Source organism: Pseudomonas sp. LBUM1662, from assembly GCF_059695915.1.
On record NZ_CP166793.1, the window covers coordinates 4,576,288 to 4,599,411 of the forward strand.

The following is a 23,124-nucleotide window of genomic DNA, read 5'->3' on the forward strand; positions in this document are numbered from 1 at the left end:
GGATCGAATCCCAGGGTGAAAACCAGGCGCTGGTGATTCGTCAGCAGTTCATGGACGCCTATCAATACGGCCACGGTTTTTCGCGTCAGGTGCTGTTCCTGCGCGATCAGGCGGAAAAACGTTTTCTGGACGCCTTCGACCTGCGTGAAGACCTGACCCGCCAGGTCAAGTCGGCGCTGCAAGCCAACCCGGAATTGCTTGGCCTGTCGCTGGTGTTTGAAGCCAACGCACTGGACGGCAAGGACGATCTGTTCGCCGGCCAGGCCGAGCTGGGCAGCAACGACAAGGGGCGGTTTGCCCTGTACTGGTCGCAACCGACGCCTGGCAAAGTGACGTCGATGGCGCTGCCGGAAAGCGACATGGCCGACACCAACGCCGGCCCCAGCGGCGAGCCGGCCAACGCCTGGTTCACCTGCCCGCGCACCACGCTCAAGCCATGTGTGATCGAACCGTACTTCTATGTGATCGACGGTCAGAACGTGCTGATGACCAGCATCGTGTTCCCGCTGATGGTCAACGGCAAAGTCATCGCCTCGCTGTCGGTGGACATCAACCTCAACAGCCTGCAGGCCATGAGTCAGGGCGCGAGCAAAAAGCTCTATGACGGCCAGACCAATGTCAGCATCATCAGCCCGGTCGGCTTGCTCGCCGGTTACAGTCCGGACGCCAGCAAACTCAGCCAACGCCTGGACGCCGTGGACAAGACCAACGGCGCCGAGTTGATTCGCATGCTCGCCGCCAGTAGCAAAACCGAAAGCCTGCACAGCAACCAGCAACTGAAAGTGCTGTCGCCGTTCCAGCCGATTCCCGGCGGAAAATCCTGGGGCGTGTTGCTCGACGTGCCGGAAAAAGTCCTGGTCGGCCCCGCCGAGGCCCTGAAAAACCAACTCGATGACAGCAACCGTAGCGGCACCCTGGTGGAACTCGGCCTCGGTGTGCTGGCCGCGCTGATTGGCTTGCTGCTGGTGTGGCTGATGGCGCGCAGCGTGACCAAGCCGATCCTCGGCGTGGCGCACATGCTCGAAGACATCGCCAGCGGCGAAGGTGACCTGACCCGGCGTCTGGCTTACGACAAGCAGGACGAACTGGGCCAGTTGGCCGGCTGGTTCAACCGCTTCCTCGACAAGCTGCAACCGATCATCGCCGAAGTGAAACGCTCGGTGCAGGACGCCCGCAGCACTGCGGATCAATCCTCCGCCATCGCCACGCAGACCAGCGCCGGCATGGAGCAGCAATACCGTCAGGTCGATCAAGTCGCCACCGCGTCCCACGAAATGAGCGCCACCGCCCAGGACGTCGCCCGAAGTGCCGCGCAAGCCGCCCAGGCGGCGAAGGATGCCGACCAGGCGACTCGCCGAGGCCTGACCGTGATCGACCAGACCACAACCAGCATCGACAACCTCGCCGCCGACATGAGCGCGGCCATGGTGCAAGTGGAAGGCCTGGCGGCCAACAGCGAGAAAATCGGCTCGGTGCTGGAAGTGATTCGCGCCATCGCCGAGCAGACCAACCTGCTGGCGCTCAACGCGGCCATTGAAGCGGCCCGTGCCGGTGAGGCCGGACGTGGATTTGCCGTGGTCGCCGATGAGGTGCGCAATCTGGCGCGACGTACTCAGGAATCGGTTGAAGAAACCCGCCTGGTGATCGAGCAGTTACAGAGCGGCACGCAGGATGTGGTCGGCTCGATGAACAACAGCCATCGCCAGGCCCAAGGCAGCGTCGAACAAGTGGGCCAAGCGGTGACGGCGCTGCGCCAGATTGGCGAGGCGGTGACGGTGATCAGCGACATGAACCTGCAGATCGCGTCTGCGGCTGAAGAGCAGAGCGCGGTGGCCGAGGAGATCAACAGCAACGTGGCGACGATTCGCGATGTGACGGAGTCGCTGTCGGGGCAGGCGAACGAGTCGGCGCGGGTGAGCCAGTCGCTCAATAGCCTGGCGAATCAGCAGCAGAGTTTGATGGATCAGTTCAGGGTTTAACGCAGTTTTCGCGCCCACTGACGATCAAAATGTGGGAGCGGGCTTGCTCGCGAATGCGGTGTTTCAGCAGAAGAGATGTCGACTGACACACCGCATTCGCGAGCAAGCCCGCTCCCACAGCGTTTCAGGTTTGGCTTTAGATCGGTGTCAGCGTTTGGGTAACTGGATGGCTACCTTGAGGCCGCCCCACTCGCTCTCCTCCAGCTTCATCACCCCGCCCCACGTATCGACGATGTCGCGCACAATCCCCAGCCCCAACCCGTGCCCATCCGTCTGCTCATCCAGTCTTGTCCCCCGGTTCAACACCTGATCACGCTGCGCTTCGGGAATCCCCGGCCCGTCATCTTCCACGCTTAACTCAAACCCCTCAGCCGTCTCGACCACGCTCAACCGCACCTCGGCATCCGCCCATTTGCAGGCGTTGTCCAGCAGATTGCCCAGCAATTCGAGCAGATCCTCGCGATCCCACGGCAGTTGCAGCCCGGCCGGTGCGCGATAGCTCAGGTTCAGGTGTTCGCCGTGAATCATGTTCAACGTCGCCAACAACCCCGGCAGTTCCCCATCGCAATCAAACAGCGCCCCCGGCAGCGCATCGCCGGACAACCGGGCGCGATTGAGTTCGCGATTGAGTCGTTGCTGAACCTGTTCCAGTTGCGTCTTGAGCAGCTTGCGCAACTCGGGGTGAGCGTCGAGCTTTTCGCTTGAAGCCACGCTCAACAGCACCGCCAACGGCGTTTTCAGCGCATGCCCAAGGTTACCCAAGGCGTTGCGCGAACGCTTGAGGCTGTCTTCGGTGTGCGCAAGCAAATGGTTGATCTGTGCCACCAGCGGCTCCAGTTCCACCGGCACTTGATCATCGAGTTGCGAGCGTTGGCCCTGTTGCAACTGGGCGATCTGTTCACGGGCCTTTTCCAGTGGACGCAAGGCGCGGCGCACGGTGATCCGTTGCAGCAGCAGAATCAGCAGCAACCCCGCCAGCCCGAGGCCCAGGCCGACCTGTTGCATGCGCCGGAAGCTCTCGCGCACCGGCGTGTAGTCCTGCGCCACGCTGATCGAAATCGATTGCCCGAGCCGTCGATAGTCCGAACGCAGCACCAGCAATTGCTGGCCTTCCGGGCCCAGTTGCAGGTTGCTGTGCAGGCCGGGATGATCGAGTGGCGGCAGCTCCTGATCCCACAACGAGCGGGAGCGCCAATGTTTGTCGGCAAAATCGATACGGAAGTAATGCCCGGAAAACGGCCGTTGGTAAGCCGGTGACAGGTGCCTCTCATCCAGTTGCAACCCCGCCGGCCCGCGCACCAGCGCCACCAGCAGGTTTTCACTGTCGTTGCGCAAACCGTCTTCGAGGTAGCGCTGCAGCCCCTTTTCGAACAACCACAGGCTGGTTTGCGCCAGCACCAGGCCGACGACCACCATCACGCTGATCAGCCCCAGACTCAAGCGGCGCTGAATCGACCTCACTGGGCTTGTCCGCCGAACAGGTAACCCTGGCCGCGACGGGTTTCGATCACGCTTTTGCCAAGCTTGCGTCGCAAGTGGTTGACGTGAACTTCGAGTACGTTGGAATCGCGCTCGGTTTCACCGTCGTAGAGGTGTTCGGCGAGGTGGCTTTTGGAAAGGATCTGCTCGGGGTGCAGCATGAAATAGCGCAGCAGGCGAAACTCGGCCGCCGTCAGCTGGATGTCGGCACCGTCGCGGGTCACGCACTGACGGCCTTCATCCAGGTGCAGCCCGGCGGCCTTGAGCGTCGGCTGGTTGGCCTGGCCATGGGAGCGACGCAACAACGCCTGGACCCGCAGGTGCAGCTCTTCGGGGTGGAACGGTTTGGTCAGGTAATCGTCGGCGCCGGCCTTCAGGCCTTCGATGCGCTCGGCCCAGGAACCGCGCGCCGTGAGGATCAGCACAGGGGTCATCAGGCCACCGGCCCGCCATTGCGCCAACACGTCGAGCCCCGGCAACCCCGGCAGGCCGAGGTCGAGGATGATCAGATCATAAGGCTCGCTGCTGCCCTGATACACCGCGTCGCGGCCATCGGCCAGCCAGTCCACGGCGTAACCCTGCCGGTTGAGGCCGGCCATCAATTCGTCGGCCAGCGGCACGTGGTCTTCCACCAGAAGCAAACGCATCGATCAATCTTCCTTGTCTTTCAGTAACTGGCCAGTGGCGGCGTCGAGGTCCAGTTCACGGACCACCCCTTCGGCGGTCAGCAACTCGACTTCATAAATGTAGACGTCGTGTTTTTCTTCAAGCTCGGCTTCCAGCAGTTTGGAGCCTGGGTAGCGATCCAGCGCCTGTTTCAACAGTTGCTCCAGCGGCAGGATCACGCCCTGCTGGCGCAAGCGCAGGGCTTCGTCCTGATCGAGGTCGCGGGCCATGACGACTGAGCAGAACGCCAGCAGCACCAGCGTCATGCGTGAAAATGAACACACCTTCATTACGTATCCTGATGATCCTTGAGAACCTGTCCGCTGACAGCGTCTAATTCCAGATCCCACTCAATGCCTTGTGGGTCGCGCAGCTCAACCTGATAGATGTACTTGCCGTACTCTTCTTCCAGCTCGGTTTCGGTGATCTTGGCACCGGGGTGTTTGGCCAGAGCGGTGGCGTTGAGCTTCTCGAAAGACACAATGGTACCAGCGTCGCGCAGCCGCAGGGCTTCATCGGGGCCCAGGTCACGGGCATGGGCGAGGCTGGCGGTCAGGGTGAGGATGGACGCGGTGAACAGGGCAGTCAGGGTTTTCATGGGGTGTCTCCGTATTTTTATGTGTTGCGTACGAGGGGCACCTTAGCGATCACAACTTAACTGAAACTGAATTGCCATCATTGGTAATGACAACGCGACATCACCGGCCTGCACAAAATCCTGTAGGAGCCAGGCTTGCCGGCGAAGGCGTCCTTGAAATTGCCTTCGCCGGCAAGCCTGGCTCCCACAGGGTTTGCATTCATCCAGAAGGTTTTGCATCACTCACCTGTTTATAATCCCCCGCTTGCCAGACATCGAGACCGGTATGCCCGCCATCCACATCAAGTTCCCTTCCCTGACCCTCAAGGCCGGCCCTCGTGCCTTCGCGCGCATTCGTGAAAACGGCTTGAGCGCCGCCGATGTCGGCACGCTGCCGGGTGCTGCCGGTGGGCCGAAAGCCTTGGGGATTCAAGGTCTGGACCTGGCGCTGTTCGGCGAATGGCTGCCGGCCGCGCCACGGGAGCGTTCTTTGATTGGCGCATCGGTCGGCTCCTGGCGCTTCGCCAGCGCCTGTCTGCCGGACGCCGCCGAAGGCATCCGGCGTCTCGGTCACCTCTACACCGAGCAGAATTTCGACAAGGGCGTGACCATGGCGCAGATCAGCCAGAGTTCGCAGCGCATGCTCGATGAACTGCTCGACGGTCGCGATGCGTCGATTCTGGACAACGCCCATTACCGCCTGAACATCATGGTGGTCAAAAGCCACGGCCTGCTCGCGGACGATCATCGCGGTCTTCTCGGGCTGGGCCTGTCGTCGGTGATCGCCGATAACCTGCGCGGTCGCGCGCGGCTTTCGCGACACTTCGAACGGCTGATCATTCACGACCCGCGCCTGGCCCCGCCGGTCCATGCGCTCAACGATTTCCCGTCGCGCTTTGTCGCGCTGAATGCCGGCAACCTGCGCCAGGCCCTGCTCGCCTCGGGCTCGATCCCGATGGTGATGGAAGGCGTGCGCGATCTGCCGGGCGCAGGCGCGGGGACGTTCCGCGATGGCGGTCTGCTGGACTATCACCTCGACCTGCCCTACAGCGGCAACGACATCGTGCTCTATCCGCACTTCACCGACCGGGTCATTCCCGGCTGGTTCGACAAGGCCCTGCCATGGCGCCGAGCCTGCCCTGAACGGTTGCAGGACGTTCTGTTGCTGGCGCCGTCGAAGGACTACCTGGCGCGTCTGCCCTACGGCAAGCTGCCGGACCGCAACGACTTTAAACGCTTCATGGGCGATGCCCCGAGCCGGCAGAAATACTGGCGTACGACGATGGACGAAAGCCGCCGCCTGGGTGACGAGTTCCTGGAGCTGGCCGCCAATGGTCGCCTCGGCGAGCGCTTGCTGACCCTTTAGTCAGTGTTTTGTCCGGCGCTCTGGTAAACTCGCCGCCTGCCCACATCGCCGCGGCGATCGCCACCTGACAGAGCTGAAAATCACTGTGGAAATCTTCAAAGAGTTTACGTTCGAATCCGCCCACCGCCTGCCTCACGTACCGGAAGGCCACAAGTGCGGCCGCCTGCACGGTCACTCGTTCAAAGTGGCGATCCACTTGAGCGGCGACCTCGATCCGCACACCGGCTGGATCCGCGACTTCTCGGAAATCAAGGCGATCTTCAAGCCGCTGTACGAGCGCCTGGACCACAACTACCTGAACGACATCCCCGGCCTGGAAAACCCGACCAGCGAAGTGCTGGCCAAGTTTATCTGGAAGGAGCTGAAGCCACTGCTGCCGGAACTCAGCGCGATCCGTATCCACGAGACGTGCACCAGCGGCTGCATCTATCACGGCGAGTAACCCGCCCTAAAGAACACCACATAACCCCTGTGGGAGCGGGCTTGCTCGCGAAAGCGGTGTGTCAGTCGACATCTATATTGACTGACACACCGCTTTCGCGAGCAAGCCCGCTCCCACAGGGGTACTGCGTTTCGTCAGCGATACAAAAAACAGCCTTCATCGGCTGTTTTTTTATGCCTATGCTTTTTGGCTCGAACACGCCAAGAGTACATCCCCATGAGGACTGACTGGCCGCTGGCTCAGACCTATCGCTTCAACGGGCATTCCGTTCGCTACGCCGTACGGGGCGACGGCCCGCCGCTGGTGTTTGTGCACGGCACGCCCTTTTCGTCTTACGTGTGGCATCGCATCGCCCCGCATTTCATCACCACCCACCGGGTGCATTACTTCGACCTGCTGGGCTATGGGCAATCCGAGAAAATCGCCGGCGATGTGTCACTGGGGGTGCAGAACGACCTGCTGGCGAACCTGCTCGACCACTGGGGCCTGGAGCGGCCGGACGTGGTGGCTCACGATTTCGGCGGTGCCACCGCGCTGCGCGCGCACCTGCTCAACGGCAAGGATTACCGCAGCCTGACCCTGATCGATCCGGTGGCGCTGACACCCTGGGGTTCGCCGTTCGTGCAGCACGTTCGCCAGCATGAAACAGCGTTCAGTGGACTGCCCGACTACATTCAGCGGGCGATCGTGCCGGCTTATATTCGCGGGGCGATCAAACGCGACATCCCCGATGAAGAACTCGACCCGTACGTGCAACCGTGGCTGGGCGATCCCGGGCAAGCGGCGTTCTATCGGCAGATTGCGCAGATGGACGAGCGTTATACCCGTGAGGCCGAAGGGTTGTACCCGACAGTGCGTTGCCCGGTGCAGATTCTATGGGGCGAGGATGACCAGTGGATCCCAATCGAGCGCGGACGGGCGCTGCATCAGATGATTGCCGGTTCGCAGTTCCATCCGGTTCCCAATGCCGGGCACCTGGTTCAGGAAGATGCGCCCGAAGCCATCGTCGCGGCGTTGCTGAAGTTTTTGCCGTTAATCCAGTCCCCTTGAAGAAACCGAATCCCCTGTGGGAGCGGGCTTGCTCGCGAAGGCGGTGTGTCAGTGAATGTAGATGGTGACTGACACACCGCCTTCGCGAGCAAGCCCGCTCCCACATGGTTCTGTGTTCTTTCAGGTGCACCGCTTTTGTGCCCCTCCCCCGCGTCAATCCCGCCGCTCGGCTATACATAACTAAGCCATCCCCGTTTGGCACGACCACTGCAACCTCTCCCGCGTCCCCCATTCAGCAAGGAACGCCACATGACGCAAAAAGATCCGGGCAACGACTACCCCCTCAGCGAAGTGCCGATGCATGCCCGCAAGGGCCTCGCTTCCACCGCCATGGTGCTGCTGGGTTTTACCTTCTTCACCGCCACCATGTTTGCCGGCGGCAAGCTCGGCGTGGCGTTCAGCTTTGGCGAGATGATGGCGGTGATCATCGTCGGCAATCTGCTGCTGGGGATTTACGCCGCAGGTCTGGGTTACATCGCCTTCAAGAGCGGCTTGAACTCGGTGCTGATGGGCCGTTTCTGCTTCGGTGAAGTGGGCAGCAAGCTCAGCGACTTGATCCTCGGCTTCACCCAGATCGGCTGGTACGCTTGGGGCACGGCCACGGCCGCCGTGGTGCTGGGCAAGTATTTCGAACTGAGCGAAGGCACCGTGCTGGGCCTGATGGTGCTGTTCGGCCTGGCGTTTTGCGCCACCGCGTATGTCGGCTATCGCGGACTGGAAATCCTCTCGTACATCGCGGTGCCAGCAATGATGTTGCTGCTGATGCTGTCGATGTGGGTCGCCACGGTGAAGGTCGGCGGGTTCGATGGGCTGCTTGCGGTGGTGCCGACGGGAACGCTGGACTGGTCGACCGCGATTACCCTGGTGTTTGGCACCTTCGTCAGCGGCGCCACCCAGGCGACCAATTGGACACGCTTCTCCCGTTCCGCCCGGGTCGCCGTGTTGGCGAGCCTGATCGGCTTCTTTATCGGCAATGGCCTGATGGTGTTGATCGGTGCCTACGGGGCCATCGTCTACCAGCAACCGGACGTGGTCGAAGTGTTGCTGTTGCAAGGGTTCGCCATGGCCGCGATGGCCATGTTGCTGCTCAACATCTGGAGCACCCAGGACAACACCATCTACAACTTCGCCGTCGCCGGCTGCAACCTGCTGCGTACCGGTCGTCGCAAAACCGTGACCCTGGCCGGCGCAGTGATCGGCACCTTGCTCGCGCTGCTGGGCATGTACGACATGCTGGTGCCTTACCTGATTCTGCTGGGCACGGTGATTCCGCCGATAGGCGGCGTGATCATGGCGGATTTCTTCTTCCGTTATCGTGGTCAATATCCTCGTCTGGCCGATGCTCGATTGCCGGCGTTCAACTGGCCCGGCTTGATGGCCTATGCCGTCGGCACTATCGCCGCGTTCAGCTCGCCCTGGATCGCGCCACTGGTAGGGATTGCCGCTGCCGCGCTAACGTATGTGTTACTGACCAGCGTACTGGGTGCCCGTGCTGCTGAAGCTCCATTACAAGATCTATAAAAGGATTCGCCTGATGCACATCATCAACGCCCGCCTGCGCAACCAAGAAGGCCTGCATGAGTTGCACCTGGAAAACGGCCTGATCCGCACCATCGCCCGTCAGACCGAAGCCCCGACCCTGGGCCCCGACGACCTCGACGCCGGCGGCAACCTGGTGGTGCCCCCCTTCGTCGAGCCGCACATTCACCTCGACGCCACCCTCACCGCCGGCGAACCGCGCTGGAACATGAGCGGCACCCTGTTCGAAGGCATCGAGTGCTGGGGTGAACGCAAGGTGACCATCACCGAGGAAGACACCAAGACCCGCGCAAAAAAAACCATCCAGACCCTCGCCGCCCACGGCATCCAGCACGTGCGCACCCACGTCGATGTCACCGACCCGCAACTGACCGCACTCAAGGCGATGCTCGAAGTGCGCGAGCAGAGCCGTCACCTGATCGACATGCAAATCGTCGCGTTCCCGCAGGAAGGCATCGAGTCCTACCGCAACGGTCGGGAGTTGATGGAAGAAGCGATTTCCATGGGCGCCGACGTGGTCGGGGGCATTCCGCATTTCGAATACACCCGGGATCAGGGCGTCAGCTCGGTGAAATTCCTGATGGACCTGGCCGAGCGCACCGGTTGCCTGGTGGACGTGCATTGCGATGAAACCGACGACCCGCATTCACGCTTTCTTGAAGTGCTGGCCGAAGAAGCCCGCAGCCGTGACATGGGTTCGCGGGTGACCGCCAGCCACACCACGGCGATGGGTTCCTACGACAACGCCTACTGCGCCAAACTCTTCCGTCTGCTCGGGCATTCAGGCATCAGTTTTGTCTCCTGCCCCACCGAAAGCATCCACCTGCAAGGGCGCTTCGACACCTTCCCGAAACGCCGGGGAGTGACCCGGGTCAATGAGTTGCTGGAAGCGGGGATGAACGTGTGTTTCGGCCAGGATTCGATTGTTGACCCGTGGTATCCGCTGGGCAACGGCAACATTTTGCGGGTGCTGGAAGCCGGTCTGCATATATGCCACATGCTGGGGTATCGCAACCTGCAAAGTGCGCTGGACCTGGTCACCGATAACAGTGCCAAGGCGATGAACCTCGGGGACCGCTATGGGCTGGAGGCCGGACGGCCGGCGAATTTGCTGATTCTGTCGGCGGACAGCGATTACGAGGTGATTCGCAGCCAGGGCTTGCCGCTGTATTCGGTGCGCGATGGCAAGGTGTTGATGAAGCGGACGATGCCGGTGGTGGAGTTCAGTGACGGTTTGAGCTGAGATTTTCGTTGAATGAGATGGCCTCTTCGCGGGCAAGCCTCGCGCCTACAGGTTTGGCGACCTGTAGGAGGGAGGCTTGCCCGCGAAGGCAATCGTCAATTCAACCCATCAACCGAGCCGTGCCGAATAGCCTGACCCGACTCAATTCGCCCTCCGATTCCTCCAACAAAACCGGCGCCGTGCCGCCCGGCATGACGACTTTCACTTCTCCCGCCGTCACCCAACCCACCCGCCACGCCGCACACGCCACCGCACTGGCGCTGGTGCCCGACGACGCCGTCGGCCCTTCCCCACGCTCAAACACCCGCGCAACCACGCGCCCCTCGGACTCAAGCATCGCCCATTGCAAATTCACCCCCGCCGAGCACGGCACCCCGGCCCCGGTCGGCGCGGCGTAGGCGATACGCATCAAGCCTTGCGCCAAGGGCGGTTCGCGCATCTGCTCATTGCTCGGCAACGCCTCGGCATTCGCCAGCAGCGTCACACAATGCGGATTACCGATGCGCACAAACTGGCTGCGGTTCCAGGCCGGCTCAAGCGCCGACAACGGTTGCACATGACTGACTTCGCGCTCATTCAGCGTCACGCTCTCAACCTCCTGCGCGCCCACCGCTGGCGGCCCGAACGAAGGTTTGCCCAAATCCAGCCAGAACCCTTGCACGCCATCGACCTCAGCGGATTTCACCGAGGTTTCCACCGGCGAAACCGCATCGCGCTTGTCGTGATGAACCCGAAGCAGGCACGCCTCCACTTTGGGCATCAACCCTTGCTCACTGAGCGCCTGGGAAAAAATCGTCAGTCCGTTGCCACTGCGCTCGGCCAGGGTGCCGTCGGTATTGACGATCAGCAGATCAAAGGGCGGCGACGATTGGAACGGTCCCACCAACAGACCGTCGCAGCGATGATCTTTGCTGCCCGGCGGTTGGGTACCGGGCGCCCAACTGCAGAACGCCTCGATGGCCGCCAACGCCCAGCGCTCGCGGATTTGCGCCGCGTGGCTGGCCTGGTCCGGCAATTCGATACCGCGACCGCGCACCTCGTCGGGCGCCACCACCGCGTAGAGATTGCCTCGAGCATCGTAGAACGGCGTCATGGGTCGGTCCTGAAATCAGCCTGAAAAAGAGTCTGTACTGTAGGCGTCAACGTGCTGCGATGAAATACCGCCCCGGCGTCACGCCAAAAGCACGCCGGAACAGTTATAACTCCATCGCCGCTTATTGCGAACGAGTCTGCAAGACCTGTCAGTTATGACAGCAGACAAGCCTTCACTAGTGGGTGAGAGTGAAGCTCTTGATTCACGTTCGGAGGAAGGTCATGAAACGGACTTCCCTGCTGGCCCTGCTGGTTACCCTGATATTGGGCGCAGTGGTCATCGCCGATCCAAAAGTCGCCCTTCGCAATGGCACAGGGGAAGATGCGCCGAACCCCATGTCGAAAATCATTCACGATGAACCCCTGTTCCTCAGAGGCCGTAACGACGTGTTTCGCGATAACGGCCGCGCCGTTCCTGATGGCGAAGTCGATCTGCGGATGTTCGACACCTTCGATGCCCGGTTTAAGAATCTGCGCGACCATTAAGGCGAAGGCACGGCCGTAATACGGACGCTTGAATCGTCGGTCAGGCAGTCAACCGGGCAAGCCCGTTGAGCGCCAAGCCCTGTCATCAACGGCAAACTGTCGGAACTAACAGGCAGGCCGCGTATACCGGTCGGAAGAAGGCCGCAGCTGCGCTCGCGGCAAAGGGTCACGCTGTGCAACGATGGCGCCCTGCCTGACTGCAAATCCTCGTGGACGTGATGATCGAACCCTCACCGGTCGATTACTGCCCCTTGGAGACGCGACGTTTTTTGCCAAGGATCGATATGACCAGCCTCAATGCCCAAACCACCTTTGTTCCCGGACGCCTGGAGCAGATGTCCACCCGCATCGCCTTTTTCATCGCAGGTCTGGGGATTGCCGCATGGGCGCCGCTGGTGCCGTATGCCAAGGTGCGCGCCGGGCTCGACGAAGGGACGCTCGGTTTGTTGCTGTTGTGTCTGGGGGTGGGCTCGATTCTGGCGATGCCGATGGCTGGCCTGTTGTCCACGCGTTTCGGCTGCCGTCGGGTCGCGACTGGGGGAACGTTGTTGATCTGCGTGGCGCTGCCGCTATTGGCAACGGTGTCGTCGGTGCCGGCCTTGATCGCCACGCTGTTCCTGTTCGGTGCCGGTTTGGGCACGGTAGATTCGACGGTGAACCTGCAAGCGGTGATCGTCGAACGCGCCAGCGGCAAGAACATGATGTCGGGGTTTCACGGGATGTTCAGCCTCGGCGGGATTGTCGGCGCGGCGGGTGTCAGTGCCCTGCTCGGCCTGGGTCTGTCGCCGCTGGGGGCGATGGCGGTGGTGGTTGTCGTGCTGGTGCTGGCCTTGCTCAAAGCGGCGCCGCACCTGTTGCCTTACGGCAGCGAAAGCTCGGGACCGGCGTTTGCCGTGCCCCATGGCATCGTGCTGTTTATCGGCGGTATGTGTTTCATTGTGTTCCTGGCCGAGGGCGCGGCGCTCGACTGGAGCGCGGTGTTCCTGGTGCAGGAACGCGGGATCGACACGGCGTACGCGGGGCTGGGTTACGCGGCGTTTGCGCTGACCATGACCGCCGGGCGGCTGACCGGCGACAGGATTGTCCGGCGTCTGGGCGCGACGCGGGTGATGGTGTTCGGTGGCCTGACGGCCGCGGCGGGACTGGCGTTGGCGACGTTCGCGCCAGTCTGGGAGGCGGCGCTGGTCGGTTATGCGTTACTGGGGGCGGGTTGCTCGAACATTGTGCCGGTGCTGTATACGGCGGTCGGTAAACAGACGGTCATGCCTGAGCACATTGCGGTGCCAGCCATTACCACGTTGGGTTACGCGGGGATTCTCGCGGGCCCGGCGGTGATCGGGTTTATCGCCCATGGCAGCAGTTTGAGCTTTGCCTTCGGGTTGATGGCGGTGTTGCTGGTGGCGGTGGCCATTGGCGGTAAAGTGTTGAAGGTTTAAAAGCTTCGCGGGCAAGCCTCGCTCCTACAGGGATCTTCAGTGAACACAAATTCTGTGTACGCCAGCGATTCAATGTGGGAGCGGGCTTGCTCGCGAAAGCGGTGCGTCATTCAACAACTTTGTCGACTGTGAAGCCGTCTTCGCGAGCAAGCCCGCTCCCACAGTGGATCTTCAGTGAACACAAATTCTGTGTTTAGCAGAGATCAATGTGGGAGCCAGCCTGCTGGCGATGGGGTCACCTCGGTCTATCAGAACCCGACGCTGGCCTGCACAAAGAACGTGCGCGGCGCGCCGACGTACATCCCGGAGTTGTTGTCGCTGGAGCGAGTGAAGTACTGCTTGTCGAAGATGTTTTTCACCCCGGCGCCGACTTTCAGGTTCGACAGTTGTGCACCAAAGTCATAACCCCCACGCACGTTCCAGGTCACGTAGCCCGGAATGTCGCCGTACTGACCATCGGCGGTGCCTTCGGTGATGTAGTTGTTGCTGAAGCTGCCGTCGGCGTTGACCGCAACCCCCGGTGAGCGCTGCTTGGACTGGGCAAAGCCATCGAGGTTGTAGGTCCAGCGGTTGATGTCGTAACGCAGCCCGACGGTCGCCACCTGGCGCGAGTAGAACGGCAGGTCACGGCCCTTGAAGCCTGGTATTTCACCTTCATACACGGCGCGGGTGTAAGTGAACCCGGCGTTGGCGGTCAAGCCGTCGAGTCGTGGGTCGAGTGCCGCCATGTTGTAGTGCACCGACGCCTCGATGCCCTGGTGTGTGGTCGCGCCGAGGTTGGTCCAGCCCGCGTCGTTGCTGATGTATTGCAGCTCTTTATCGAAGTCGATGTAGAACGCCGTCAACTCGCCGCCCCACACCTCATTGTTGTAGCGCGTGCCGACCTCATAGGTCTTGGCCTTTTCCGGTTCCAGGCCATTGGCGGGTTCGTCCCCCGTCCCGCCCTGACCCAGCTGGAAATACTGCAGGCTGCCGAACGAGGTTTCGTAGTTGGCGAACAGCTTCCACTCTTCCGACAGGTGATACATCACGCTCAGGGCCGGCAGCGGCTCGTTGCTTTCGATGCTGCGGTTCTTCTCCGGTACACGTCTGCCAGCGGTGTCGAGTACGGCGCGGTCATGCCAGTCGGTGCTGATGTGTTCGAAGCGAATGCCAGGGGTGATAGTCCAGTTACCGACATCGATTTTGTTATCGACGTACACCGAGTTGGCTTCGGTGCCGCCGGTACGATCCTGGTACACGTGGCCGTCCGAACCGGGACGAATCACCGGCTCGTTGTTGACCAGCGCCAGGCGGCTCGCCTGTTCGTGCATGGCTTCCTTGAGGTAGCGATAACCGACACTGACTTCCTGGGTGGTCGGGCCGACGTCAAACACACGGGACACCCGCGGTTCGATGCCGAAGGTGTAGTAAGTGCGCGGGAACGAGCCCAGGGTTTTCTGATCGCGGGCGGCGATGTTGCTGCCGCGGAAGCTGTCGGTGTAGTAAGTCAGGACTTCGGCCTGGGTGCGGTCGTCGAGCTGCCGCGTCCACTTGAACGAGACATCCTTGCGGCGTCCGCTGAAGTTGTCGTTGTTACGGTCGGACTGGAACGGATTGGCGTCGTACTGCGCCTGGGTCAGGCCGCCGGGCATGTCGGCGCTGGCGTCGTAGTAATGAAAATTGAGGCTGAAATCGTCGACATCGGTCGGCGCCCAGTGCGTCTTGAGAATCACGTCGTCGATGTCATTGCCGTTGTTGCGCTCGCGATAACCGTTGCCGTTTACGCCCGAGTACAACAGCGCCATGCCGATGCCATTGTCGGCAGTGCCGCCGAGAAACGCCGTGTCGATGTGCTTCCAGCCACCGTGCTGAGAGGTTTCCAGGGTGGTGCCGATTTCGCCGGTGGCTTTTTCCGGGATCGCGCGAGTCACGAAGTTGATCACGCCACCGACGTTCTGCGGTCCATAACGCACGGAACCGGCGCCGCGCACCACGTCGATGCTGTCGAGGTTGCCGGAGGAAATCGGTGCCATGGACAGTTGCGGCTGGCCGTACGGCGCGAAGGCTGCCGGCACACCGTCGATCAGCACGGTGGAGCGAGGCGACAGACGCGAGGTCAGGCCGCGCACGCCGACGTTCAGGGAAATATCGCTGCCGCCGGTGCCGTTGGCGTCCTGCACTTGTACGCCAGGCACGCGCTTCAACACGTCACCGACGTTCATCGCGCCCTGCTCGACCATCGCTTCGCGGCGGATCACTGTCCGTGCGCCGGGATGGTTCTGCACCACCGCCGCGTCGGCATCGCCGAGCCAGTCGCCGACCACCTTGATGTCGGTCACGCCCAGTTCGATCGGGCCAGCCCCAGCGGAAGTCGGTGCAGGCGTCAGGGTCACCGAGCCTTCATCGATCGAATATTGCAGACCGCTGCCTTGCAGCAATTGGCGCAAGGCTTGCTCCGGCGAGAGGTCGCCGTCGACGGCTGGCGCCTGTTTGCCCGCTACCAATTCAGGACTGAAGAAAACCTGCAACGACGTTTGCTGACCCAGTTCACTCAAGGCCTGGCCCAACGGCTGAGCCGGAATATGGATGCCGTCGGCGGCGAATGCCTGGGGTAGCGCGGCACTGACGGCCAGGGCGAGCGCGAGCCGCAACCAAGGGGAATTGTTGTTTTTAGCGGTGGTTTTCTTCACGTCGAACATTGTCCTGTAGATCGCAAGAGTGTGCGGCTGTTAATGCAAACCAGTTGCAGTTGGACAAGAAGACGAAGAACTCAAAAAAAACCTGAATCGGTTTGGAAATTAATTGGAAATTAATTGGAAATTATTTCCTGACTGCCGTCATCGAGGGTCCGCACGGCCACCGGCAGAATGCTCGGCAAGGCCTTGAGCAGCGCGTCGGTGTTGTCGGATTTGAACACGCTGGTCAGGCGCAGATTGCCCACTTTGTCGTTGCCGACCGTCAGTGGCTTCTCGCGGTAGCGCGAGACTTCTGCGGCGACATCGGCAAGGCTGGCGTTGTTGAACACCAGTTTGCCGCTGCGCCAAGCGGTCAGTTCTGCCGGATTGACTGCGTATGCGGCAGCAACCACGCCCTTGGCATCGACGCGAGTGCCGAGGCCTGCGGTGAGGCTGATGACATCCTGTCCCTGCCCCTGAACCTTGACCGTGCCCTGCTCCACCGCCACCCGGGTTTCCGTGAGATCGCGGCGCACATCAAAGCGTGTGCCGGTGACCGTCACCTTGCCGCTGCCCGCCTCGACTACAAACGGGCGGCTTGTGTCGTGTTCGACGCTGAACATGGCTTCGCCTTCGGTCAACTCGATGCCACGACGGTCTTTTTCATAGCGCACCTGAATGCGGCTGCGGCTGTTCAAGTCGATCACCGAGCCGTCGGGCAACGCCACATGACGGCGCTCGCCCAAGGCCGTGGAATATTCGGCGGTATAAATCGCCGGGTGATTCAAGCCGCTGAACAGCCCCAACCCGAGCGCTACGGCCAACACACTGGCCGCCACCGCATAACGCACCAGCGGCTGGCGTTTACGCCGGGCCGGCGGAGTTTCGCACAGGGCTTGCAGACGCTTGGCGGGCAGCAGATCGGCCGCCGTCCACAGGCCCTGAAGCACCTGGAATTCATCGCGATGCTGAGGATGTTCCGCCAGCCACGCTTCGAAACGCCGGTATTCCTCGACGTCCACGGCCGGTTCCTGAAGACGCACAAACCACCGCGCCGCATCGTCGCGAACCGTTGTTTGCCCGCACGCACAATCACGAGTATCCATCATGGAAGTTCCTGTTTGGCTGGGGGTGAGAAGGCGCGGCCGATCATGGGTGCAGTCCGTCGAGGCGGTCGCGCAGATGCCGCAAGGTGCGGATCATATACTTTTCCACCATGTTCTTGGACAGTCCCAGGCGTTGGGCGATTTCCGCCTGGGTCAGGCCTTCGATCTTCTGCCAGACGAACACCTTGCGGCAGTTGACCGGCAGCTCGGTGAGCGCCCGCTCGATGGAATCAGCCAACTGGATCGCATGCATGAAATGCTCCGGGTCGCCGGACGACGACACACTGTGATCAACCGCCTCCGACTCCATGGCGCCCCGCCGATCCTCACGCCGATAACCATCCACCGCGATGTTGCGCGCGGTCTGGTGCAAATACGCCCGGGGTTGCTCCACCGCCGACGAATCGGACTCAAGCACCCGCACGAAGGTGTCGTGGGCCAGATCCTCAGCCTGCTGACGATTTCTCAGGCGACGGGTCCAGGTGCCAACCAACTCTTCGTAATGCTCGAAAAAGCCGTGTCTGCGGGGCAACTTGGGGGTCATTGCGGTGTGCTGTGGAGACGGGGCGTGAATAGTAATTCTTCCTATTAAGGGGAAGCAATGGATTCCACATCGCTGGGGTGTCCGTTAGTCAGTCGAGCCAACGGTCCCTGTTGCTGGGGCTGTCGTAAACCTCTGGATCAGTGCGCGATGCAACGGACGAAGACGGGCGTCAGGTGGTGGGGAGTTTTCGGATTCAAGGGTGATGGTGCCTGGTCTATTGCCATCGCGGGCAAGCCACGCTCCCACAGGTTTTGTGGCGTTCACTTATTGTGTGATCACCTCAAACCCTGTGGGAGCGTGGCTTGCCCGCGAAGAACGATGACGCGGTATTACGGTGCTTACTTCGGCACTTCGGCGTTATCCATCATCCGGTTCACCGCCAGTTCCGCCTGCATGATGATTTGCTGGATTCCCAGCGCCGTATGCCGGTGCGGTCCTTCCAGGTAGGCCGCGAAGTCGGCAGTCATGACGCTGGCCGAGGCCAGTGATTCGCAGGTGTGCGCCAGCAGGTCTTCGTCTTTGATGTCCGGTGCGATCATGAACATGGTGCTCGGTTTTCGAATGACCGGAATTTTGAGGGCGGCGGGGTTGAGGTAATGGTCGAGGGCGCGTTCGGCGGCTTCGTGGAGTTTTTTGGAATCGAGTGATTCGTAGGGGGATGCCGGATCAGTGTCTGGCGGGTTTGGAGTTATTTTGCACATATTTATTCGTTCCTGAATGGGCAGCCTCGCCTCGCTACTAATACGAGGGGTGGCGGCTGTACGCAGGTTAGTAGACCGGGGAACGAATAGAAGACCGGCGCGCCCGAGGGCGCCCTGCGCACAGCCACCATCAGTAGCAGGCATGGAAATACCTGTCTGACAGACGCCTGTCGCATTATTCGAACCTCGGGCTACTAAACCCGTTCACTGGGAATCAGTGACGGGGACCAAGTTACCGAGGGGGTCCAAAGCGCACAAGCCGGCGGATTCTGGCGTAGTCGTAGGTAATGGCGCAAGGCGCTGTAGCTTTCAGGAAGTAACCTTAAACGCCTTTAAACATGTACTCCGAACAGGCAGCAATCTCGCTCCCACAGGGGGTCGAATTGTCCGGACGAACGCTGTTGCCGGTGATGTCACCAGAAGCAGTAAAACAGGGCCGCGGCCGCGGCAATACTAAACGCTCCCAACGCCTTGGCCGGCAAGTATCCGGTCAATTGCTGCAAGGACGCGTCCGACAGCACGGCGTAGTCATCGCGGTGGCGCATGAATGCCCGGTAGGTGTATCGAACGCCAATCAACAAAAACAGCAGGATCATGCCAAGGGCGAACCCGCGAGTGATAACCGGCTTGATCAAAGGCGCTGGGGTGTCTTCGTGGCAGGCGGCGCTGTCAACTTCCACGACAGTGATTCGCCCGTAATCCGTGGCGGCCCGCAGTTCGCCTTTAATGATCGATGCCTGTTGTTCCAGATCCAGAGCCTGATATTTCCAGAGCGTCGATGATCCTTCACGACAGTAAGTGAACGCTGCCGGGTTGGAGGCGGCAACAATACACGCGTCGTCGATGCCGAGTTTTTTCAGGGTCTCGGCGGCCGGTCGTGTGAAGTCCAGGTCGAGTACCGGAATAACGCCGTTGGCGGACGCCGCGGTCGAAACCAACAGGCTCCCGGTAGCGCAGAGGGTTGAAATTTTCAAGGTTGGGTGCCCCTTGTTTTGCACTATTTTTGTTGTTTGAGCGCGGCTGCAACCTGCCTGCTGAAGTCTAGAATTCTAGTTGAACTTCGATGATCTGCGACGAATCGACCCTCAATATTGGTCAACCTGAATCCATGTGGGAACTAGCCTGCTAGCGATGGACGCTCAGACACCGCGTTGATTCAGACAGCACGCGTTATCGTTGACGTTCATCGCTAGCAGGCTAGCTCCCACAGGATTCCGGGGTTGGCAGAAAATCACGGATCAGTGCTTGCGCAGCCACTCGATAAACAGTGCAAACAGCTCCGACTGTGATCCGATCTCCAACTTCAGATAAAGATTCTTGCGGTGCATGCGCACCGTCTCCGGCGAGATGCTCATCTGGCTGGCCGTGGATTTCACGGAGTGGCCCCGCAGCACCATGTGCGCCACTTCCCGCTCGCGTTCGGTGAGCAAGTCGCAGCCAAAGTGTTCGAAGGCCGACTGCACACGTTGCTTGAGATCGTCACGCACTCCCTCATTGACGGCGCGGTGTTGCAAGCCCCGGCGTCCGAACTCGCTGATGAAACCGCGCACCAGCGGTTCGACCGCCCGCAGCAGATTCAGCTGTTCAACCCGCAGCCCTTCCCCGCCAAAACCTTGAAACAGGCTCACCGACACCTTGGTGTCATTGCCGGTATCGACAATGTAAAAACTGTCTTCCGAACTCCCGGCCTTCAAGTAGTAAGTCTTGTAGTACTCACTGTCGAAGAAGTTGTCCGGGGCAATGTCCTCCAGGTGATAAAACCCTTCGGCCAGCCCCTGCTCCACCGCCAGGCAAAACGGGTCGAGCAGGTAGCCCCCGGAAAAATAGCGGTCGATGATCGACTCCCGATACTTTTCCGGTATGCCACGCTGATACAACAACTGCGGCGGACGGTCCTTGTGTTCCAGGCTGATCATCACCGATTCGATCGCCACCAGATGCCCGAAGGCCGACGCCAAAAAGTGCAGCGCGTCGGGCTCATCGATATGGGCGAATGCCTGGCGCATTTCGCCGTGCCATTTATGCAAGGCGCCGAAAGGCAATGCGATCAACGTGTCGTCGTTTGGTTTGCTCATGCCCCGCAGTCTAGCCGGTGAACCGGCACCTGGTAACCGCGGAGTCGACGAACTCATTGGCCGAAATACTGGCCGTTCTGCTCAAGCTCACCCGCCACTTCAAGAATGCACACCCGCAGGATCTCGACGATTTCATCCACCTGCTCACACGACAGGATCAGCGGCGGCGACATGACATTGAGGTGCATGATCGGCCGCACCAACAGCCCTCGGGCCTGCGCCCGGGAGTGAATCATTTCGCCAATGTTGATCTCGTCGGCAAACAGCGCCTTGGTGCGTTTATCCGCTACGAACTCCACGCAGGCCATGAACTTCTGGCAGCGCACATCGCCCACCAACGGCAAGTCGCTGAGTGTCGCCAGACGCTGTTCCAGATACGCGCCGACGACGTCGACATGTTCCAGCAGGTTTTCCCGCTCGATGATTTCAATGTTCTTCAACGCCGCCGTGCAGCAGACCGGGTGGCCGCTGTAGGTGAAGCCGTGGGTAAAGCAGCGGCCCTTACCGGGCTCGGCAATGACTTTCCAGATGCGCTCGGAAAAAATGCAGGCGCCCAACGGCAGATAAGCCGACGTCAGGCCTTTGGCCGTGGTGATGATGTCGGGCTGAACATCGAACAGATCCCACGAGGCGAAGAACTTGCCCAGACGCCCGAACGACGTCACCACTTCATCGGCGACAAACAGAATGTCGTAGCGCTGGCAGACTTCCCACATGCGTTTCAGGTAGCCCTTGGGCGGAATGATCACGCCGCCGGAACCCATGATCGGCTCGGCAAAAAAGCCCGCGACCTTGTCCGCGCCAATGGACAGGATCTTGTCTTCGAACTCCTTGACCAGGAACTCGAGAAACTGCGCTTCGTCCATACCCTCCGGCGCCCGGTAGGGATTGGGGTTGGAGACGTGGTGAATCTTGTCGTTGGCGTAGTCGAATTCCGGCACGCGGTCGGCGGCCTTGTTGCCGATCGACATCGTCAGGGTGGTGGAGCCGTGATACGCATTGAAACGGGCGATGACGTGCTTCTTTTCCGGTTTGCCGCGGCAGTTCTGGTAGTACTGAATCAGCCGGTACGCGGTGTCCACGGCGGTGGAGCCACCGGTGGTCAGGAACACATGATCGAGATCGCCGGGCGCGAGGCTGGCGAGTTTCTCGCACAACTGGATGGCGACGTTGTTGGACATGTCGGAGAACGGGTTCGAGTACGCCAGTTGACGGACCTGGTCGGCAATCGCCAGTGCCATTTCTTCACGGCCCAGACCGATGTTCGTACACCACATGCCGCCGACCGCATCGAGAAAGCGGTTGCCCTGAGTGTCGTAAATATAAGCGCCATCACCGGCCACAATGTTCAGCGCGCCCTGTTCGGCGTGTTCGTCGAACATGTGATAGCCGTGCATGTAGTGCGCTTTGTCGGCTTTGACCAGTTGCGCGTTATCAACGTCAGACACGATTTTCTTGATTGGAGTCGCCATACAAAAAACCTCAAACCGAACAATTAAACGATCAAATTCCGCTCTTCACCGTGCTCCAGACCCGGGTCATGGCGCGCATCTCTTTTGCGTCCTGAGTCTTTTGCGGAAACAGCCGCTGGCGCGTTTCGTCATCGGGATAAATCGCCGGGTTGTTGCGCACATCGGCGTGCACCAACGGCGTGGCCGCTGCATTGCTGTTGGCGTAGTGAATGAAGTCCGTCACATCCGCCATGACTTGTGGCTGCATCAAGTAATCGAGGAACTTGTGTGCGTTGGCCACATGCGGCGCATCGGCGGGGATGTACAGGTTGTCGAACCAGATCAGCGAACCTTCCTTGGGAATGAAATAAGCCAGTTTGATGTTCAACTTGGCTTCTTCGGCGCGGGCCATGGCGGTCGCGTAATCGCCCGACCAGGTCATGGCCATGCACACATCGCCATTGGGCAGGCTGGTCAGGTAGTTGACCGAGTCGAACTTGCGGATGTAAGGCCTGATGGACAACAGCAACGCTTGCGCCGCTTCCAGATCGGCCGGTGCGGCGCTTCTCGGGTCGCGTCCCAGGTACTTCAGCGCCAGTGGAATGACTTCTGTGGGCGCATCGACCAGGGTCACGCCGCAGTCGGCGAAGCGCGAGACGATTTTCGGATCGAAGATCATCGCCAGCGAGCCAATCGGCGCATCCGGCATGCGTTCCTTGATCTTGTCGACGTTGTAGGTGATGCCGTTGCTGCCCCAGGTATAAGGCGCGGAGTACAACGTGCCGGCATCAAAGCCCTGCAAGTCCTGCAAGACTTTCGGGTCCAGGTTGGTCCAGCCCGGCAGCAACTTTTTATCCAGTGGCTGGAACACTTTGGCTTTGATCAGCGGTGGCGCGAGAGAGGCATTCAACACCACCAGGTCATAACCGGAATGGCCGGTGAGCAACTTGGCCTGAACCGTTTCATAGGCATCAAACGTGTCGTAGATCACGCGGATGCCGGTGGCTTTCTGAAAGTCGGCAATGGTTTTTTCGCCGATGTAATCCGCCCAGTTGTACAGCCGCAACGTGTTGTTATCGTCCACTTCGGCGCCGTGGACGGCTACCGACAGCGGCACAAGTAACGTACCAAGCATCACCAAGAAGGCCTTGCGCATAGCAAATTCACCTTATCAAGCGAGTTCCGATCTGGATGAGCGGATGAATCCACTATTGGTCGATTCAGCCAACCGCGCC

Annotated in this window: 20 protein-coding genes and 2 pseudogenes; 9 read left to right on the forward strand and 13 right to left on the reverse strand. The window is 60.7% G+C overall.

The genetic code is table 11. From position 1 onward, the window contains the following. Nucleotides 1-50 precede the first annotated feature (50 nt). Nucleotides 51-1,121, forward strand: a pseudogene (locus ACA049_RS20780) (methyl-accepting chemotaxis protein); the annotation flags it as partial. Between the two features lie 267 nt (nt 1,122-1,388). Then, a pseudogene (locus ACA049_RS20785) lies at nt 1,389-1,979 on the forward strand (methyl-accepting chemotaxis protein); the annotation flags it as partial. 147 nt (nt 1,980-2,126) lie between these two features. Here ACA049_RS20785 and ACA049_RS20790 read toward each other — a convergent pair. From ACA049_RS20790 to ACA049_RS20805, 4 genes are read right to left on the reverse strand one after another with little or no spacing between them, the layout of a single operon-like run. Further along, nucleotides 2,127-3,440 carry a sensor histidine kinase gene (locus ACA049_RS20790; RefSeq protein WP_497329436.1) on the reverse strand — a complete coding sequence of 438 codons (1,314 nt, stop codon included), beginning with the start codon at nt 3,438-3,440 and terminating at the stop codon, nt 2,127-2,129. Continuing rightward, complete coding sequence (locus tag ACA049_RS20795; protein ID WP_219096497.1) at nt 3,437-4,105, reverse strand: response regulator transcription factor; 669 nt, start codon at nt 4,103-4,105, stop codon at nt 3,437-3,439. The genes ACA049_RS20790 and ACA049_RS20795 overlap by 4 nt, the downstream gene beginning before the upstream one ends. A gap of 3 nt (nt 4,106-4,108) precedes the next feature. Further along, the gene (locus tag ACA049_RS20800; protein WP_497329438.1) at nt 4,109-4,414 is read right to left on the reverse strand and encodes a PepSY domain-containing protein; all 306 of its coding nucleotides are present in this window, start codon (nt 4,412-4,414) and stop codon (nt 4,109-4,111) included. Then, the gene (locus tag ACA049_RS20805; protein ID WP_010458554.1) at nt 4,414-4,722 is read right to left on the reverse strand and encodes a PepSY domain-containing protein; all 309 of its coding nucleotides are present in this window, start codon (nt 4,720-4,722) and stop codon (nt 4,414-4,416) included. Before ACA049_RS20805 ends, ACA049_RS20800 begins: the two co-directional genes overlap by 1 nt. Before the next feature lie 265 nt (nt 4,723-4,987). On the opposite strand from ACA049_RS20805, the gene ACA049_RS20810 reads away from it, so the two are divergent. The 5 genes from ACA049_RS20810 (at nt 4,988) to codA (ending at nt 10,341) form a co-directional block, all read left to right on the forward strand. Continuing rightward, nucleotides 4,988-6,067, forward strand: coding sequence for a patatin-like phospholipase family protein (locus tag ACA049_RS20810; RefSeq protein ID WP_497329440.1), 1,080 nt, complete (start codon nt 4,988-4,990; stop codon nt 6,065-6,067). 85 nt (nt 6,068-6,152) lie between these two features. Further along, the gene (gene queD, locus ACA049_RS20815; RefSeq protein WP_008152165.1) at nt 6,153-6,509 is read left to right on the forward strand and encodes a 6-carboxytetrahydropterin synthase QueD; all 357 of its coding nucleotides are present in this window, start codon (nt 6,153-6,155) and stop codon (nt 6,507-6,509) included. Between the two features lie 216 nt (nt 6,510-6,725). Then, complete coding sequence (locus ACA049_RS20820; protein WP_497329442.1) at nt 6,726-7,559, forward strand: alpha/beta fold hydrolase; 834 nt, start codon at nt 6,726-6,728, stop codon at nt 7,557-7,559. Nucleotides 7,560-7,808: 249 nt separating this feature from the next. After that, a complete protein-coding gene (gene codB / locus ACA049_RS20825) occupies nt 7,809-9,080 on the forward strand; it encodes a cytosine permease (RefSeq protein ID WP_497329444.1) in 1,272 nt (423 codons plus the stop codon). A gap of 13 nt (nt 9,081-9,093) precedes the next feature. After that, nucleotides 9,094-10,341, forward strand: a complete 1,248-nt coding sequence (gene codA, locus ACA049_RS20830) for a cytosine deaminase (RefSeq protein WP_497329446.1) — start codon at nt 9,094-9,096, stop codon at nt 10,339-10,341. A 100-nt stretch (nt 10,342-10,441) separates the two neighbouring features. Here codA and ACA049_RS20835 read toward each other — a convergent pair whose 3' ends face one another. Then, nucleotides 10,442-11,434, reverse strand: a complete 993-nt coding sequence (locus tag ACA049_RS20835; protein WP_497329447.1) for a diaminopimelate epimerase — start codon at nt 11,432-11,434, stop codon at nt 10,442-10,444. A 221-nt stretch (nt 11,435-11,655) separates the two neighbouring features. Here ACA049_RS20835 and ACA049_RS20840 point away from each other — a divergent pair, with 221 nt between their 5' ends. Together ACA049_RS20840 and ACA049_RS20845 are read left to right on the forward strand one after the other, a co-directional pair. After that, nucleotides 11,656-11,919, forward strand: a complete 264-nt coding sequence (locus ACA049_RS20840) for a hypothetical protein (RefSeq protein ID WP_497329449.1) — start codon at nt 11,656-11,658, stop codon at nt 11,917-11,919. A 284-nt stretch (nt 11,920-12,203) separates the two neighbouring features. Continuing rightward, entirely contained in the window at nt 12,204-13,355 is a 1,152-nt protein-coding gene (locus ACA049_RS20845) for an MFS transporter (protein WP_497329451.1), read from the forward strand. A 248-nt stretch (nt 13,356-13,603) separates the two neighbouring features. Here ACA049_RS20845 and ACA049_RS20850 read toward each other — a convergent pair whose 3' ends face one another. The 8 genes from ACA049_RS20850 to ACA049_RS20885 all read right to left on the reverse strand — a co-directional run bounded on the left by ACA049_RS20850 (nt 13,604) and on the right by ACA049_RS20885 (nt 23,045). Continuing rightward, a complete protein-coding gene (locus tag ACA049_RS20850; RefSeq protein WP_497329453.1) occupies nt 13,604-16,027 on the reverse strand; it encodes a TonB-dependent siderophore receptor in 2,424 nt (807 codons plus the stop codon). A gap of 119 nt (nt 16,028-16,146) precedes the next feature. Beyond that, on the reverse strand, nt 16,147-17,121 hold the full coding sequence (locus tag ACA049_RS20855) for a FecR family protein (RefSeq protein WP_497329455.1): 975 nt from the start codon (nt 17,119-17,121) through the stop codon (nt 16,147-16,149). Nucleotides 17,122-17,161: 40 nt separating this feature from the next. Beyond that, complete coding sequence (locus ACA049_RS20860; RefSeq protein WP_497329457.1) at nt 17,162-17,662, reverse strand: sigma-70 family RNA polymerase sigma factor; 501 nt, start codon at nt 17,660-17,662, stop codon at nt 17,162-17,164. Nucleotides 17,663-18,000: 338 nt separating this feature from the next. Continuing rightward, nucleotides 18,001-18,363: a DUF6124 family protein gene (locus ACA049_RS20865; protein WP_497329459.1), complete on the reverse strand. Its 363-nt coding sequence runs from the start codon at nt 18,361-18,363 to the stop codon at nt 18,001-18,003. A gap of 413 nt (nt 18,364-18,776) precedes the next feature. After that, the gene (locus ACA049_RS20870; protein ID WP_497329461.1) at nt 18,777-19,337 is read right to left on the reverse strand and encodes a hypothetical protein; all 561 of its coding nucleotides are present in this window, start codon (nt 19,335-19,337) and stop codon (nt 18,777-18,779) included. A 264-nt stretch (nt 19,338-19,601) separates the two neighbouring features. After that, the gene (locus tag ACA049_RS20875; RefSeq protein WP_497329463.1) at nt 19,602-20,438 is read right to left on the reverse strand and encodes a helix-turn-helix transcriptional regulator; all 837 of its coding nucleotides are present in this window, start codon (nt 20,436-20,438) and stop codon (nt 19,602-19,604) included. A gap of 53 nt (nt 20,439-20,491) precedes the next feature. Then, nucleotides 20,492-21,910, reverse strand: a complete 1,419-nt coding sequence (locus ACA049_RS20880) for an aminotransferase (RefSeq protein ID WP_497329465.1) — start codon at nt 21,908-21,910, stop codon at nt 20,492-20,494. Between the two features lie 31 nt (nt 21,911-21,941). Continuing rightward, on the reverse strand, nt 21,942-23,045 hold the full coding sequence (locus ACA049_RS20885; RefSeq protein WP_497329467.1) for a polyamine ABC transporter substrate-binding protein: 1,104 nt from the start codon (nt 23,043-23,045) through the stop codon (nt 21,942-21,944). Nucleotides 23,046-23,124 lie beyond the last annotated feature (79 nt).